General features: G+C 61.0%; 14 protein-coding genes. 10 read left to right on the forward strand and 4 right to left on the reverse strand.

What is annotated here, in order from left to right:
- Window positions 1–57: 57 nt before the first annotated feature.
- Window positions 58–921 carry a universal stress protein gene (locus tag EU811_RS16380; RefSeq protein WP_142939390.1) on the forward strand — a complete coding sequence of 288 codons (864 nt, stop codon included), beginning with the start codon at window positions 58–60 and terminating at the stop codon, window positions 919–921.
- A 91-nt stretch (window positions 922–1,012) separates the two neighbouring features.
- On the opposite strand, the gene EU811_RS16385 is transcribed toward EU811_RS16380, so the two are convergent.
- Together EU811_RS16385 and EU811_RS16390 are read right to left on the reverse strand one after the other, a co-directional pair.
- Window positions 1,013–1,456 carry a universal stress protein gene (locus tag EU811_RS16385; protein WP_142939391.1) on the reverse strand — a complete coding sequence of 148 codons (444 nt, stop codon included), beginning with the start codon at window positions 1,454–1,456 and terminating at the stop codon, window positions 1,013–1,015.
- Window positions 1,457–1,581: 125 nt separating this feature from the next.
- Window positions 1,582–2,784 (reverse strand): GAF domain-containing protein, encoded by a 1,203-nt coding sequence (locus tag EU811_RS16390; RefSeq protein WP_342211722.1) that lies wholly within the window; start codon window positions 2,782–2,784, stop codon window positions 1,582–1,584.
- Between the two features lie 384 nt (window positions 2,785–3,168).
- Between EU811_RS16390 and EU811_RS16395 the strand changes: the two genes are divergently transcribed.
- The 9 genes from EU811_RS16395 to EU811_RS16435 all read left to right on the forward strand — a co-directional run bounded on the left by EU811_RS16395 (window position 3,169) and on the right by EU811_RS16435 (window position 10,169).
- On the forward strand, window positions 3,169–3,498 hold the full coding sequence (locus tag EU811_RS16395) for a DUF3040 domain-containing protein (protein ID WP_142939393.1): 330 nt from the start codon (window positions 3,169–3,171) through the stop codon (window positions 3,496–3,498).
- Window positions 3,495–3,962 (forward strand): flavodoxin family protein, encoded by a 468-nt coding sequence (locus EU811_RS16400; RefSeq protein WP_142939394.1) that lies wholly within the window; start codon window positions 3,495–3,497, stop codon window positions 3,960–3,962. The genes EU811_RS16395 and EU811_RS16400 overlap by 4 nt, the downstream gene beginning before the upstream one ends.
- A complete protein-coding gene (locus EU811_RS16405; RefSeq protein WP_142939395.1) occupies window positions 3,962–4,408 on the forward strand; it encodes a universal stress protein in 447 nt (148 codons plus the stop codon). The genes EU811_RS16400 and EU811_RS16405 overlap by 1 nt, the downstream gene beginning before the upstream one ends.
- Complete coding sequence (locus EU811_RS16410; RefSeq protein ID WP_238703439.1) at window positions 4,405–5,811, forward strand: DUF4389 domain-containing protein; 1,407 nt, start codon at window positions 4,405–4,407, stop codon at window positions 5,809–5,811. The genes EU811_RS16405 and EU811_RS16410 overlap by 4 nt, the downstream gene beginning before the upstream one ends.
- A 203-nt stretch (window positions 5,812–6,014) precedes the next feature.
- On the forward strand, window positions 6,015–6,485 hold the full coding sequence (locus EU811_RS16415; protein WP_142939397.1) for a pyridoxamine 5'-phosphate oxidase family protein: 471 nt from the start codon (window positions 6,015–6,017) through the stop codon (window positions 6,483–6,485).
- 24 nt (window positions 6,486–6,509) lie between these two features.
- Window positions 6,510–7,466, forward strand: coding sequence for an ABC transporter ATP-binding protein (locus EU811_RS16420; protein WP_142939398.1), 957 nt, complete (start codon window positions 6,510–6,512; stop codon window positions 7,464–7,466).
- Between the two features lie 20 nt (window positions 7,467–7,486).
- On the forward strand, window positions 7,487–8,641 hold the full coding sequence (locus EU811_RS16425) for an ABC transporter permease (protein ID WP_142939399.1): 1,155 nt from the start codon (window positions 7,487–7,489) through the stop codon (window positions 8,639–8,641).
- Complete coding sequence (locus tag EU811_RS16430) at window positions 8,638–9,804, forward strand: ABC transporter permease (protein ID WP_142939400.1); 1,167 nt, start codon at window positions 8,638–8,640, stop codon at window positions 9,802–9,804. The genes EU811_RS16425 and EU811_RS16430 overlap by 4 nt, the downstream gene beginning before the upstream one ends.
- Window positions 9,801–10,169: a DUF5655 domain-containing protein gene (locus tag EU811_RS16435; protein ID WP_142939401.1), complete on the forward strand. Its 369-nt coding sequence runs from the start codon at window positions 9,801–9,803 to the stop codon at window positions 10,167–10,169. The genes EU811_RS16430 and EU811_RS16435 overlap by 4 nt, the downstream gene beginning before the upstream one ends.
- Window positions 10,170–10,183: 14 nt before the next feature.
- On the opposite strand, the gene EU811_RS16440 is transcribed toward EU811_RS16435, so the two are convergent.
- Window positions 10,184–11,032 (reverse strand): pyruvate, water dikinase regulatory protein, encoded by an 849-nt coding sequence (locus EU811_RS16440; RefSeq protein ID WP_142939402.1) that lies wholly within the window; start codon window positions 11,030–11,032, stop codon window positions 10,184–10,186.
- On the reverse strand, window positions 11,033–13,435 hold the full coding sequence (ppsA, locus tag EU811_RS16445; RefSeq protein ID WP_142939403.1) for a phosphoenolpyruvate synthase: 2,403 nt from the start codon (window positions 13,433–13,435) through the stop codon (window positions 11,033–11,035). It lies immediately after the preceding gene.
- Window positions 13,436–13,648 lie beyond the last annotated feature (213 nt).

Here is a 13,648-nt window from a genome sequence, read left to right on the forward strand (position 1 = left end):
GGCAACAAGGCCCCGGCGAAGGTCCGGGGAACTCGTCAACGAAGAACGGGCCCAGCCATGAATGAAGCAATTGTCGTAGGTGTCAACGATTCACCCAGCAGCGAGGCTGCCATGGGATGGGCCATGCATCGAGCAGCCACCTTGAAGCTGCCGGTTCAGCTTGTCCACGCCGTGGACGACCGCTGGGCGTACGATTCTGTGGGGTACAACGAATGGATCCGGGAATCCGGCATCAACTTTCTTGCAGCCGCCAAGGACCGGGCCGCCAAGATGGAACCCACCGTCAAGGTCACCACCGACCTCGTCTCGGGTGGTGCCGGTTACGCTTTGGGCAAGAGGTCCAAAAAGGCCGCCATGGTGGTCATTGGTTCAGGCCATGGCTGGGCTGGCGGTTCCCTGACCGATCGCGCCTTGCAGGTTGCTGCCGTGGCGCGTTGTCCCGTTGCAGTCATCGGTGAGCACGACATGACAAACCGCAAAGGAATTGTGGTCGGAGTGGACGGTTCTGAAGAGTCCACCCAGGCCGTCGCGTTCGCTGCGGCGGAGGCCGACCGTCAGGGCCAGGAGCTGACTGTTCTCCATGCCTTCCTCACGCCGGAACCGTGGGTTACCCGCGGTGTACCCCGCACCAACTACTTTGAGGTCATCACGGAAGAAGAGCGCGTTGTACTGGCCGAAACCGTCGCCGGATTGGCAGACAAGTACCCGGATTTGGTGGTGCACCAGATCCTCGACACCCACACACGGCCCGCCGAAGCACTGCTCGCTGCCGGGGCCACTGCACAATTGCTGGTGGTTGGCAGCCGCGGACGGGGCGCCTTCAAACGCCTCTTGTTGGGTTCGACGGCGCATGCGGTTCTCACCAAATTGCCGTGTCCCACGATTATCGCGCGCATCAGCCCCGTCAAGCACTCCGACTGAAAGAACCATCACACCCCGAACCCGGGGCACTGAAAGTGCGGACTTGCCGGCCCCCGGGCAAGCCCGCACTTTCGTGTTAAGCACTCATTCATCATTCCTTTTCGGGGGTGTGCACCACAAGAACCGGGCAATGTGCGTGTGCGACGCAGGCCGAACTGACCGATCCCATCAGTAGACCGCCGAAGCCGCCATGGCCGCGCCTGCCGACCACTACCAACTCTGCTCCGCGGCTTGCTTTGATCAGTCCTTGCCGTGGATGGCCCTGTTCCAGATGCGAAATGACGTTGTCAGGCACGTCAAAGCCGAATGCCTTTTCGACTGACTCGTTCAGGACTTGTCCGGCCGCTTCCTCAAAACCGGTGATCCCCATGGCAACGTAGCCTTCGTAAACCGGCGGGAAATCCCAATACGCAACGGCCTCAACGGTCGCCCCCAGCGGGACGGCAAGGCGCTGAGCCTCGCGGAGCGCCTCAATGGATGCCTCCGATCCATCCACACCTACAACTACCCTGCCTGGCGATGTGTTCCCTACCATGATGTCCTCCGGCACTCTCTGGTGTTACCGCGCTCTGGCGTTCCTGAACTTATGACGTGCAGTCTTGCCAGAATGGCGTGAACGGCTACCGGGGAACAGGGCCGAAGGTCACAGTGGCGCGGACCTCAGCCAGCCTTATCTGCGGATCGGAGTTGTTCGATGGTCGACCTCAGCGTGCGGATCGTCTCGTCCAGTTCTTCGGTCAGGGCCGCCATCCGCTCCAACGCCGCCGGATCATCCATGAATCGCCTGAGGTTTTGAATGCCCAAACCCGCAGCAAACAAGCGTTGAATCACCAAGTCGTGCAAATCGCGCGCAATGCGTTCCCGGTCCGAGAGCACCACGCTTTGTTGCCGAAGGGCGCTCGCACGGACAAGATCCAAGGCCAACCCTATTCTGCTGCCGAAAAGCGCGCTGGAATCAACATCCGAACGGGTGTATGCGGGAGCCCCGGTACCGCGGGCCAACAGGAGGGCTCCATTGTCCGTTCCACGATGACCCAAAGCCGACACAAGCACAGGGCCCAGCTTCTCCGTCAAGTCAACGCCCAGAACGTGATGAGGGTCCTTCACCACAAGGGATTCGCCGGTTTCGATAACGGATAACACGATCTGCGAACCGGTGAGCTCCTGCCCGGCGTAGAGGCCCTGTACCCCGATCGCCGACCGGCACAGCACTCTTCCGTCTGACGCTGGGACCGCAACGACAGCAAGAATGGATTCCGACGCCCGAAGGGCCGCTTCGGCCACGAGATCAAGGTGACTGGCGCCGTCGTCGAACTCGTTTGCGATCAGCAGGCTACCTAACTCCACACCGGCCTCGAGCCACCGTTGCCTGCGGTGGCTCTCGTCGAACAGCCGGGCGTTCTGGATGGCAACCCCGGCGGCCGCCGCCAAGGCTACAGCCAACTCTTCATCGGCAGCGGTGAAATCCAGCCCGTCCTTCTTTTCCGTCAAATACAGGTTGCCAAAGACGACGTCGCGGACCCGGATGGGTACGCCGAGGAAACTTTTCATGGGGGGATGGTTCCTGGGGAATCCACTCGCCATCGGATGCTGGCCAAGGTCGTGGAGCCGTAAGGGCAGCGGTTCCCGGATCAAGTGGCCCAACACGCCGTGACCAGTTGGCAGATCACCAATTGACCTGATGCCGTCGTCGTCAATCCCCACAGTGACGAAGTGACTAAGTTGCTGATCCTCACCGATGACACCCAAGGCACCATATCTCGCATCCACCAGGGTGCAGGCTGACGTGACCACCCGGTCCAAAACGGCTTCCAAGCTCAGTTTGTCCGCCATGGACATGACCGCATCAAGCAAAGTGTTCATTTGCTCCTGGGCATGAAGCAATTCGTCGGCCCGCTCCACGAATTCGCTAAGGAGCGTATTTACACGCCCCTTCAGTGGGGACCTCCACGGTTGGTCTGCGCCCACAGGTCATGCCTCCCTTGTGCCAAGCGAGAGTACTTCTTTGCCGAGTCTAAGGGACTCCTGTGGATACAAGAACATCTCCCTGCCGGACTCCAGTAAAGGTTTAAACACTCGGTATTTGTCCGGGCTGGTGGTGCCCTGAACAATGGTCTCGCCCAGTCGCCGATAATTCGGACCGATACTCCCGGGCAAAGTCTTAGGTCCCGAAATCCGGAGTGACTTTCGGCCCTGTTTCCTGATTCCGGCACCACACATGCTGGGAGGGAAAGCAGGAGGCACACCATGGCACTTTCGGAGTTCGAGCGGCTCGAACTACAGAAAATATCGCAGGCCCTTCAGGAGGAGGACCCCAGGCTGGCAGCACTGATGAGCGTGGATGATCTGAACCGACGCCGATGGAAGGGCATAAAGCGAGGCTTCCTCGCTGCGCTTGCCGGGCTCGGACTGCTGCTGGTGAGTTACCCAGTGGGCAGTCTGGCACTGGGAGTGCTGGGCTTCCTTGTCATGGGTGCAGGAACGTACTGGGCGACCGTTTTCATAGGTGACCGCCCTCTTCGCGGGAAGCCCCGCCCCCGAACACACACCCACGAGAAGAACAAGGAACAGTCATGAAAGCACTGGTCGTTTACGATTCCGGCTTTGGCAACACCAAGGCGATTGCTGAGGCCATTGCAGCAGGCCTCAGCTCACTCAACGCGAAAGTGTTGCCCGTCGGACAGCTTCGACCCGAAGATATCTCATCAGAGGACCTTTTGGTGGTGGGAAGCCCCATCAACGGGTGGCGCCCAACCCAGAAGACCACCGAGGCTCTATCCCGTCTTGGTAAACATGGACTCTCAGGGGTGGTTGCTGTCGGCTTTGATACGAGGGTCAAGTTGTTCATCCATGGGGATGCGGCCAAGAAGATCACCAAAACCCTGCATGACGCCGGAGCCAGCATTATTGCCAAACCAATGGCCTTCTACGTCAAGGGAACCGAAGGGCCCCTGCTTGATGGAGAGACGTCCCGGGCAACGGCGTGGGGTAAAGAACTCCTGGCAGTTGCCAAAGCCCATGGAAGCCAGAGGAGCGCGTGATGGCAAGCTGGCTTGACCCGAGCAAGATCATTGTAGGCGTAGACGGATCCCAAGCCTCGGTGGAAGCGCTACGCCAAGGACAGCGCATTGCCCTGGCTCTTGACGCACCGCTTGAAGCGTGGGGTTGCTGGGAGATGCCGCTGGGATACGAAGGATATCTTGCGCTGGGAATTGATGGATTCGCCCATGATGCGGAGGATCGACTCAACAAGGCAGTGTTGGAGGCGTTTGGTGCTGAAAAGCCCCGGAACGTCAGTTCCCGACTTGTTCAAAGTTCACCCCGTGCCGGGCTGGTTGAAGGCAGCAAGCATGCGTCGCTTCTTGTAGTAGGCAGGCGCGGTCACGGTGGTTTTGGGGGACTTCTCCTGGGCTCGGTCAGTTCGGCCTGCGTTGCGCACGCGCACTGCCCTGTCCTGGTGGTTCACTCCCCCGAAAAGGGCTCTTGAGTGACTATTGGGCAGATGTCCATCCCGGCAGCTCCAGGCGACCGGCAGCATGGCTCGCTTCTGCCCAAGACGACGAAGCCTTCTTCACCTCCCCAACAGAGCGGTACACGGTTTCGTCCCGAGCATTGGTCTCCCCCCAACTCGATGCCGTGGGCGAGGGTACGCCCCAAAGGCTTCCCTTTGACGTTGGAACCCTCAGGCTCCGGGCCACCGCGACGGAGGCAAGCCGTGAAGTGTTCATCGGCATTGCACCCCAAACCGACGTGGGCGCGTACCTTGAAGGGGTACACCGCACCGAGTTGCGTGACGTGAAATTCCAGCCTTTCCGGCCTGTTTACAGGGAAGTCCCAGGCTCATCCACTCCCGCAGTACCCGGTGCCCAGCAGTTCTGGGCAGCATCGGCTTCCGGCCCGGGTGAGCAACAGCTCACGTGGAACATAGCCCCCGGCAATTGGACGGTGGTGGTGATGAATGCCGACGCCAGCCTCGGGGTATCCGCGGACCTGCAAGCCGGCTTCCGTTCCGACCTCATCAAACCCGCAGCAATGGGCCTGCTGTTCGCTGGCATCCTGGCCATCCTGGTCGGCGTGCCGCTGTTGGTGTTGGGCGCCGTAGGTCTGGGCCGTGGCGGCGGATCGCCGGGCCAGCCCCCCTCGAGATCTGCGGCAGCACCAGACTCTGCACCGGCGAGCGCCATGAACTCACCGCTTCAGTTCACCGGACAGTTGGACCCCGCCCTGTCTCCATGGATGTGGCTGGTGAAATGGTTCCTCGCCATCCCCCATTTCTTTGTGCTGTTTTTCCTTTGGTTCGCGTTCGCTGTCACCAGCATCATTGCCTGGTTCGCCATCCTTTTTACGGGCCGCTACCCGCTATCCCTCTTTCACTTCAACGTTGGCGTCCTCCGTTGGAACTGGCGTGTGGCATTCTATTCCTACGGCGTGGGTGGGACTGATCACTATCCGCCGTTCAGCCTCTCCCGGACGGACTACCCGGCGAATTTGGAGGTGGATTATCCGGCGCGTCTCTCCCGGGGCCTAGTTCTTGTCAAGTCCTGGTTGCTGCTCATACCGCACCTGCTGATCGTGGGGGCGTTCACAGGAACGGCGACGTGGGCTTGGAGGACCGAGGACGGACCTGCCGGCGTCATCAATGATCGCGGCGGAGGACTGTCCCTACTGGGTCTGCTGGTGATCATTGCCTTGGTAATCCTGTTGTTCACCGGCAGCTATCCGCGCCCCCTGTTCGGGTTCATCATGGGTATTAACAGATGGGTCTACCGTGCGCTCATCTACGGAGCCCTCCTGCGCGACGAGTATCCGCCCTTCCGCCTGGACCAAGGTGCCTACGATCCCGAGCCAATGCAGCCCCCTAATGCTGACGGAAGGGCCGACCTGCCGTGATTGGCGGCCGCATCGCCGCGGTAGCACCGGCGTCGCGAGGAAACGCACGACGGCGAGTGGTCGCCGTCGCGGTTTTGCAGCCAAGGCGGTGTCCGCTGTGCGGCTTTCGCTAATAGCCGCCGCGAGGACGGCCGCAGACGTTCCGGGATCATTTGGGCCTTTGGGCCCTGTTGGGGACCGGAAAGCGACCGTAGGATCTCGACATGACCGACAAGAACATAGTGCCTGAGGCAGAAGTACTTGAACCTGACGATTGCTGGAGGCTGCTGGGCGAGACCACCATCGGACGGCTCTCCGTTATCGTCAACAGCCACCCTGATATTTTTCCCGTAAATTTCGCGGTGGACAACAAAACGATAGTTTTCAGGACCGGACCGGGAACCAAACAGTGGGCCATGGAGGATGACGCCGTGGTAGCCATCGAGTGCGACTCCGTCAGTGCCGAATTCGAAATTGCGTGGAGTGTGGTTGTGAAAGGCACAGTTGAGGACGCAGGGTCCGAAGGCCCTCGACTTGATGAGATCAGGCGCGCCCTTTTCCCGTGGCAGGGAGTGGGTCAGGACCACCTCTTCAGAATTGTTCCGGCCTCGGTAACCGGGAGACGATTCGACCTTTCAGCGCCGATGTCGCTTCAAACTCCACTCAACGACGCAACACGGGCCGGCTTGGAATAGCGCGGTGCGCCCTTGAAGAATCAGGTGGCACCGCCTCGCACCGGAACAGTCTTGTCAGCAGACCGGCTCGTCAAGAAATTCGGTGACCTGACCGCCGTCGACGACGTCTCCTTCGCCATCGGTCCCGGTGAGACTTACGGCCTCCTTGGCCCGAACGGGGCCGGAAAAACCACCATCATCAACATGGTTGCCGGTCTGATCCCTGCCGATTCCGGATCAGTTGATGTGGCCGGTATCAGGATGGACCCAGGGAGTGTCGCCGCAAAACGCAACCTGGGGCTGGTCCCCCAAGAGCTCGCGATCTATCCTGATCTGACGGCACGCGAGAACCTGAATTTCTTCGGCCGTCTCCAGGGGCTTGGCCGAAAAGAGTTGTCCTCCAGAGTGGACACGGTTTTGGATCTCCTTGGCCTGACTGAGCGTGCCGGCGAACAAACCAAAAAGTACTCCGGTGGCATGAAGCGTCGTCTGAATATTGGTATCGGTTTGCTCCACCGCCCCGGTCTGCTGATCCTTGACGAACCGACGGTGGGAGTTGACCCACAGTCACGCAACTCAATTCTTGAAGCGGTGGGAAACCTCTCAACGGAGGGCACCGCGGTCCTCTACACCACCCATTACATGGAAGAAGCAGAGCGCCTATGTGACAGGATTGCCATCTTGGACCAAGGCCAGGTCCAGGCTGAAGGAACCAGGGACGAGCTCATCACGCTCACCGGCGGAGTGGACCGTATCAGCCTCGTGGGGACCGGCCGGACCACGGCAGCAGCTCAAGCACTGACGTCGCTCGACGGTGTTCACCGCGTCACTGATTCCGGAGGAACCGAACTGATACTCACCGTCACGGACGGTGCAGCTCTCCTCGCAGGCATAGTAACTACCGCAGCCCGATCAGGAATGACCCTGGCATCGGTATCCGTGACACGTCCGGACCTCGAATCGGTTTTCCTGCATTTGACCGGCAAAGCGCTCAGGGACTGACCGTGCGAGCACTATGGACCATGGTCGGCAATGATCTACGTCAACGGCTGAGGGACAAGTCGGTGCTCATCTTTTCGCTGATCGTCCCCTTGGCATTGATGGGCGTGCTGAGCTTGGCTTTCGGTCGACTGGGTACCGGCAGCGTCGACCTGCAACCAGCCACTGTCATAGCAAGCGTCGAAGACTCCGGCCCACTCGGTGCTGCGTTGCTCGAATCGCTGGCTTCAGTCGAATCCATGAAGGTCACCGTACGTCAGGTGTCATCGGAGGCCGTGGGCCCGGAAACCCGCACTACCGGTGCCGCCTTGGGCATCGTCATCCCGGCCGGCTTCAGTTCAGCCTTGGATACCGGGCAACCGTCCGCCCTGCAACTTATCGAAGGCAGCGGGTCCGTCCTCGAGACGAGTGTTTTGATCTCAATCGTGACCGGAATCGTGGACCAGTTCACCGCTGCGTCGGTAACGGAGGCAGCGGCGAGACTGGGTGGAGTCCCCCCTGATGCTGCGGCAGGCATTGGACGAATCGCGGTGACCGGCGACCCGATCCTCCATGTCACGGAAGGAATCGCGCCAGCCGGGCAGTTGTCGCTTCGGGCCGGCTTGGTGGCCGGTCAAACGGGCTTGTTTCTATTGTTCACGGTGGGGTTCGGGGTCCTAGGACTACTGGCGGAGAAGGAACAGGGAACACTCGCCAGGATCAGATCCACCGCCGCACCGCAGTGGACCGTCGTCGCCGCCAAAGCTCTTGTCGGTTTCTCGTTGGGAGTCGTCGCAAGTGGCGTGCTGCTTGCCAGCGGCACGCTCCTCTTCGGCGTTAACTTCGGCTCCCCGGCCGTTGTGGGCTTGTTAGTCCTCGGGGCAGCGGCGGCGGCCACCAGCCTAACCTTTGTCGTGGCCAAAATGGTTCGGACAGCAGAACAGGCCAATGTGGCGCAATCCATTGTTGCCATGGTGCTGGGTATCGCGGGAGGCGCCTTCTTCCCCATCCAAGCGTCAGGTTTCATGGCGGTCCTGATGGATTTGAACCCGGTGGGTGCATTCATCCGGGGCCTCGGAATCTCTGCCGGTGGCGGCGGCGTCGCAGAAATCGCCGTGCCTTTGGTGACGATGTGGGGATTCGCGGTTATTTGCGTCATGGTCTCCCGCTTCCTGCCGGACCGCGGAGCCAAGGCATGAAAGCGATCCTGGCCATCGCCGGCGTGGAGGTGCGGCGCTTCCTGCGGGACCGCTCCAACATCTTTTTCGTCTTTACCTTCCCGCTCCTGCTGATTCTGTTATTGGGCACCCAGTTCGGTTCGAGCCGCGCGGAAACCCGGGTTAGCCTCACTGGTGGATCCGGGACGGCGCTTGAGTCCATTGTGACGGAACAATTGGAAGCCGACGGCCTGCAGGTGGAATCTGTCACCGCCCAAGTGATGCACGAACAGCTGGCGCGCGGAAGGGCCGACGTCGGGCTCGTCATCCGCGACGAAGCCGCCGCCGCGTTCGACGACGGACGCCGTGCGGAGCTGCAGATTCTCACTGCGTCGCAAGCATCAGCCCAAGCAGCACTACAGGAAGTCAGGGGTTCCCTGGGCGCCATCAGCATGCGGCACAGCCAGCTCGCAGCTTTGGAGCAGGCCGGCCTGCCGGCCGAGGCAGCGGAGACTGCCGTGGCGCAGGCGCAGGAAGCTTTCCAGCCACCCCGCGTAGAGATCCTCGACACCGACAACACCGCGCAGGAGTTCCGTGGCCTGGGGGTTTTCGAACTCGGAGCGGTGCAGCAGCTGCTGCTGTTCATCTTCCTCAGTTCCCTGACCGGTGCCGCCACGCTGATCCAGGCCCGCCGTTACGGCGTCATCCCGCGTACCATGTCAGCACCCGTATCCAGCGGCCAAACGATTGCCGGGCAGGCAGTGGGAAGATTCGGGATTGCATCAGTCCAAGGTGCGTACATCCTGGTAGGTACGGCCCTGCTCTTCGGCGTTGATTGGGGCAACCTCTGGCTCACGGCAATGGTCTTGATAGCCTTCAGCGCCGTCGCCGCAGCAGCCGCCATGATCATCGGCTCACTGTTGGATCACGACGGCGCCGCAACAGGTATCGGAATAGGCGCAGGTCTCGTGCTGGCTGGCCTGGGAGGCTGCATGGTGCCACCCGAGTTCTTCGCCGAACCCCTTCAGAGCATCTCGCGGCTGACTCCACATCGGTGGGCCTACGACGCCTTGGCCGCCATCCAACGGCAGGACGCTTCCTTCACGGACATACTTCCCGCTCTCGGCGTCCTGGCAGCGATGGCCGCTATTCTCCTTATGTGTGGCGCGTGGCTCCTACGACGCAGCCTCCAAAGGGCGCTATGAGACCAGTTTTGCCCACGGACGCAGAGTCGTTTTTTGATGGATCTCCTCAAGGCCTCGCCATCTGCCGGGCCGTCCTTGCCGTTGTGGGTGGACTCGGTGATTTTCGGGTCAACGTATCCAAGAGCCAGATCGCCCTTCGGCGGCATCGTGGGTTCGCCTACTTGTGGCGGCCTGACAAGTACGTCCATTCGAGGGTACCGGCGGTGTTGTCGTTGGCTTTGCCCTACGAGCTCGGCTCCCCACGGTTCAAAGAAATCGTTCATCCCGCTCCTTCCGTGTGGATGCATCACTTGGAACTCCACGATCCAAGCATGGTTGATGCCGAGGTGAGGCAGTGGATCAGGGAGGCCTTTGAGGCGGCATAGCGCAGTAACGCCACTCAGTGATGCAACTGCATGCGCTGAAGGACGGTGGCTGATATTTCTTCCACGGACATGGACGCGGAGTTGACGTAAGGGATGTTGTTGGCCTGGTACATGTCCTCGGCATTGCGCAGCTCAAAGGCGCACTGATTCAGTGAGGCGTAGTTGCTGCCCGGGCGGCGTTCCTGCCGGATCTGGCTGAGGCGGACGGGCTGTGAGGTCAGCCCGAAACATTTGCTCGCGAAAGGCAGCAACGGTTTCGGGAGGGTCATGGTGTCGAAGTCTTCCTCCACCAGGGGGAAGTTCGCGGCGAGGATGCCGTGCTGGAGGGCCAGGTACATGGTGGTGGGAGTTTTACCGCACCGCGACGGGGCGATGAGTATCAGTTCGGCGCGTTCGAGCGCCCGAAGCGACTGACCGTCGTCGTGCTCTATTGCGTACTCAACAGCTGCCATGCGGGACTGGTACCGCACCGCGTCACCGAGCCCGTGGGCCTGTCCGGGCTGTCCGCTCGCGGACGCGCCCAGTGCCGTCTCGAGTTGGCCGATGTGTGTGCCGAACAGATCGAAGAAGAGGCCCCGGCTTTGGGCCAGCACGGCACGGATGTCATGGCCAACCGCCGTTGAAAAGATGATAGGCCGAGGCCCCGAGCCTGCGATCCTGTCGATCGTTGCCACTACCTCGCGCGCCTGCTCGACCGTGGTGATGAACGGGATGGTTTTTCGCTCCAGCCGCTGGCCCGGGAACTGGCTCAATAGCGTGTTTCCCAGTGTTTCGGCGGTGATGCCGGTGCTGTCCGAGAGGAAGAACACCGTGGGGTTGGACGCGTGGTCCTCCCCCACGGTGTTTCTTTGCAGATCCTCCATTTAGACGGAGGTCTCGCTGCTGGTTCGTGCCAGGCGAAGCCAGGTTTCGGTGACGGCGTCGGGGTTCAGCGAAATGGAGCTAATACCCTGATCCAGCAGCCACTCGGCGAAGTCCGGGTGGTCGCTGGGGCCCTGCCCGCAGATGCCAACGTATTTGCCCCGGGCGCGGCAGGCGGTGATGGCCATTTCCAAGAGCTTGGTGACTGCGGGGTTGCGCTCATCAAAGCCTTCAGCGACCAGCGCGGAGTCCCGGTCCAGCCCGAGTGTGAGCTGGGTCAGGTCGTTGGAACCGATCGAGAAACCGTCGAAGTACTCCAGGAATTCATCGGCCAGAAGGGCATTGGCTGGAAGTTCGCACATCATCACGATCTCCAGCCCGTTCTCGCCCCGGCTGAGCCCGTTGGCAGCGAGGAGCTCAGTCACACCTCTGGCTTCGTCCAAAGTACGCACAAACGGGACCATGAGCTTGATGTTGGTCAGGTCCATGTCGTTGCGGACGTATTTCAGGGCTTCGCACTCGAGTTCGAAAGCCTGCCGGAAGGACTCGGACAGGTACCGGGATGCGCCCCGGTACCCGATCATCGGATTTTCCTCTTCGGGTTCGAACGCCGGCCCGCCCAAGAGGTTGGCATACTCGTTGGACTTGAAGTCGGAAAGCCGGATGATGACCGGTTCCGGAGCAAAGGCAGCCGCGATGGTGGAGATGCCTTCGGCAAGGCGCTGCACATAGTAGTCTCGGGGCCCGGCATATGCGACCGTCTTTTCCTGGATCTGGCGCACCGTGAAGTCATCGAGTGTTGCCGGGCGCTCGATTTCTCCGGCAACAGCCAATAGCGCGTTCGGGTGGATCCCGATCTGGCGGTTGATGATGAATTCGAGCCGGGCCAATCCAACCCCGTGGTGAGGGAGGCGGGCGAAGCTGAAGGCCTGCTCCGGTGTGCCGACGTTCATCATGATCTTCACCGGCGCTTCGGGCATGGTGTCCAGGCTGGTTTCATGCAGGGTGTAGTCCAGCAGGCCTTCGTACACCAAGCCGGCTTCGCCTTCGGCGCAGGATACCGTCACCGGGGTTCCGTCCTTCAGGATCTGGGATGCGTAACCGGTCCCCACGACGGCGGGGATGCCAAGTTCACGGGCGATGATGGCAGCATGGCAGGTCCGCCCGCCACGATCAGTGACAATCGCGGCAGCCTTCTTCATGATTGGTTCCCAATCAGGGTCAGTCATGTTCGCCACCAGGACGTCGCCCTCCTGGAAAGACGCCATCTGATCAATCGAGCTCAGTACCCGGACCTGGCCGGCACCAATCCGCTGACCAATGGCCCGGCCCTCCACCAGAACCGTCGAGCGTTCGGCGAGGGTGTACCGGGACGTCGTCCCGGCAGCCTTGCGGGACTCCACCGTTTCCGGGCGGGCCTGAAGGATATAGAGTTCCCCGTCGGCTCCGTCCTTGCCCCACTCGATGTCCATGTGACGCCCATAATGCGCTTCAATGGCCTGTGCGTGGCTCGCCAACAGTTCCACCTCGGCATCCGTCAGGCTGAAGCGGCTCCGCAGATCCCGCGGCACAGGTACAAAGTCCACAGTCTTTCCGACCTCCCCCGAGTCGGTGTAGACCATCTGCACAGCCTTCTCCCCCAGGCCCCGCTTCAGCACAGCCGGCCGACCCGCCGCAAGGGCAGGCTTGTACACATAGAACTCATCAGGATTCACCGCGCCCTGGACCACCGCTTCGCCAAGTCCGTACGAGGAAGTGATGAAGACGGCGTCGTTGAACCCAGTCTCAGTATCCATCGTGAACATCACCCCCGAGGCGCCAATGTCCGAGCGGACCATGCGCTGGATTCCGGCCGAGAGTGCCACCTCCGAGTGGGTGAACCCGTGGTGGACGCGGTAAGCGATGGCCCGGTCGTTATACAAGGAAGCGAACACATCCTTGATGGCCAGGAGAATGTTGTCGATGCCGCGGATGTTCAGGAACGTCTCCTGCTGACCGGCGAATGATGCATCCGGAAGGTCCTCAGCCGTGGCGCTGGAACGCACCGCCCACGAAACATCCCCACCGTGCTCCGCGGTCAAGCGATCAAACGCGGTGCGGATGCCCGTCTCGAAAGCGGAAGGGAAAGGCGTCTGCCGGATCAGGTCGCGGATCTTCTGCCCTACCCGCCCCAACGCGACGACGTCGTCGCTGTCAAGACCCTCCAGGATGCTTTCGATGCGGGCATCCAGGCCTGATTCGCTCAGAAACCGGCGATACGCATCGGCCGTCGTAGCGAAACCGTCCGGAACCTTGACGCCGGCGGAAGCGAGGTTGCGTACCATCTCGCCAAGGGATGCGTTCTTGCCTCCGACTTGGTCGAGGTCGGACAGGCCAAGCTCAGAAAACCAGAGAACATCAGTCATAGGTCGTGCTCCTTAGTTGACACACGCGTCGTTGCGTGAATGTCGATATGGAAAGGCTCGCTGCTTTATGACCGACCCTGCAAATGGATGTGACAAGGACAACACAGAATGCATGTAATGAAAGGTCATTGAACGCGCCCTACGCCAAAACCAGCACCCCCGGTTCCCACAACTACGTCCAGTCACTGAGTGGCAAAGAGCTAAGTGGCAAAG

Origin of the sequence: Arthrobacter sp. TS-15, from assembly GCF_006964045.1 — a bacterium.
GTDB lineage: Bacteria > Actinomycetota > Actinomycetes > Actinomycetales > Micrococcaceae > Arthrobacter.

What these genes read in the sequence shown, in the direction of transcription:
- EU811_RS16380 (WP_142939390.1), top strand. Translation starts at nt 58, where the DNA reads ATGAATGAAGCAATTGTCGTAGGTGTCAACGATTCACCCAGCAGCGAG.
- EU811_RS16385 (WP_142939391.1), bottom strand. Translation starts at nt 1,456, where the DNA reads ATGGTAGGGAACACATCGCCAGGCAGGGTAGTTGTAGGTGTGGATGGA.
- EU811_RS16390 (WP_342211722.1), bottom strand. Translation starts at nt 2,784, where the DNA reads ATGAACACTTTGCTTGATGCGGTCATGTCCATGGCGGACAAACTGAGC.
- EU811_RS16395 (WP_142939393.1), top strand. Translation starts at nt 3,169, where the DNA reads ATGGCACTTTCGGAGTTCGAGCGGCTCGAACTACAGAAAATATCGCAG.
- EU811_RS16400 (WP_142939394.1), top strand. Translation starts at nt 3,495, where the DNA reads ATGAAAGCACTGGTCGTTTACGATTCCGGCTTTGGCAACACCAAGGCG.
- EU811_RS16405 (WP_142939395.1), top strand. Translation starts at nt 3,962, where the DNA reads ATGGCAAGCTGGCTTGACCCGAGCAAGATCATTGTAGGCGTAGACGGA.
- EU811_RS16415 (WP_142939397.1), top strand. Translation starts at nt 6,015, where the DNA reads ATGACCGACAAGAACATAGTGCCTGAGGCAGAAGTACTTGAACCTGAC.
- EU811_RS16425 (WP_142939399.1), top strand. Translation starts at nt 7,487, where the DNA reads ATGGTCGGCAATGATCTACGTCAACGGCTGAGGGACAAGTCGGTGCTC.
- EU811_RS16430 (WP_142939400.1), top strand. Translation starts at nt 8,638, where the DNA reads ATGAAAGCGATCCTGGCCATCGCCGGCGTGGAGGTGCGGCGCTTCCTG.
- EU811_RS16435 (WP_142939401.1), top strand. Translation starts at nt 9,801, where the DNA reads ATGAGACCAGTTTTGCCCACGGACGCAGAGTCGTTTTTTGATGGATCT.
- EU811_RS16440 (WP_142939402.1), bottom strand. Translation starts at nt 11,032, where the DNA reads ATGGAGGATCTGCAAAGAAACACCGTGGGGGAGGACCACGCGTCCAAC.
- ppsA (WP_142939403.1), bottom strand. Translation starts at nt 13,435, where the DNA reads ATGACTGATGTTCTCTGGTTTTCTGAGCTTGGCCTGTCCGACCTCGAC.